1 protein-coding gene and 1 pseudogene are annotated in these 1,273 nt (G+C 69.8%); both read left to right on the top strand.

The window, feature by feature from the left end:
- Positions 1 to 288 (top strand): hypothetical protein (locus ABZ642_RS46445; protein ID WP_360497806.1); only part of this gene is annotated, 288 nt, incomplete at its 5' end.
- Between the two features lie 7 nt (positions 289 to 295).
- A pseudogene (locus ABZ642_RS46440) lies at positions 296 to 1,273 on the top strand (hypothetical protein); the annotation flags it as partial.

Raw genomic sequence — 1,273 nt, 5'->3', positions numbered from 1 at the left:
GCGTCCATGCACAAGGCGGCCTCGGGGCTGCGGGGCGTGGGGCATCACACGGCGAAGCCGTTGCAGCAGTTCGAGGCGCAGTCCCATGACCTGGGTGCGCTGGGTGCGTTGGGCTCGCTGCTGGGGGCGAAGGGTGAGATAGAGCAGGGCATGACCACCCTGGCCAAGCTGACCCGGCAGGTGGGTGAGGAGTGGGACGCGGAGGCGAAGCTGATCGGCGAGGTGTCCGACGCCTTCGATCTGCTGGACGTGCTGATCGCCGCCGCGGCCCAGGAAAAGAAGGGCTGATCCGGGCGTGGTCGACCTCAACCCTTTGCACTACATCAGCAAGTTCAACCACATGTTCGGCGACTCGGTCGCCAGTGGTCTGGAGTTCCTGGGCATCTCGGATCCGGCGGTGGACCCGGACGGGGTGCGGGAGATCGCGAAGAAGTGGCGGAGTCTGGCCTCGGGACTGGACGACGCGGCCACGGCAGCCGAGCGTGCGCTGCGGGGTGTGGAGTGGGAGGGCAAGACCGCCAAGGCGTTCGACAAGCGTTCCAGGGCGGCCCGTAAGCAGGCCACGGAGATGGCGCACGCGCTGCGTGAGGGTGCCAAGGCGCTGGACGACTTCGCGGACAAGGCGCACGAGTTGCTGTCCGAGATCGGCGTGATGCTCGCGGAGATCGTCGAGTTCGAGATCGCGGGCCTGGCGCTGTCGGTGCTGACCGCGGGCGCCTCGGACGTGGCCGCCACCCTGATGGCGGGCGAGCGGGCGCTGAAGGTGGTGGCGCTGGTCGGGCGGATCGAGGAGGAGGGCACCGCCCTCGGGACCGCCGTGCGCGGGATCATGGAGGTCATCCGGGGGGTGGAGCGGGCGCTGAAGGCGCTCAAGGAGATCCGCGGGGTCGCCGAGGTCGCCAAGCTGGCCAAGCAGGGCGCGACCTTCTCCGCCTTCACCACGCTGCTGGAGGATCCGGGCGCGTTCAAGGACCCGGAGAAGCTGGCCGGCATCCTCGCCGAGGGCGCGGTGATGGGCGTCGGGTTCGGGGTGCTGGGCAAGGCGCTGGGCAAGGGGCTGAAGGCGCTGGGGCCGGCGGCGCTGGCCAGGCTGAGCAAGTCGATGGGGCTGGACTGCGCGGCCTTCGAGCGGCTGAAGCTGAACCCGGGCTTCAACAAGCTGCCCGCTTCGATCCGCAACATGGTCAAGACGTTCGTGCGGGACCCGATCGACGTGGCCACCGGGGACATGGCGCTGTCCCGCACCGACGTGTCCCTGCCGGGCGTGCTGCCG

Source organism: Streptomyces sp. NPDC007157 (genome assembly GCF_040634235.1).
Classification (GTDB): Bacteria; Actinomycetota; Actinomycetes; order Streptomycetales; family Streptomycetaceae; genus Streptomyces.
Note: the sequence above shows the minus strand (reverse complement) of the source record. Positions and strands in the feature narration are given on the sequence as shown.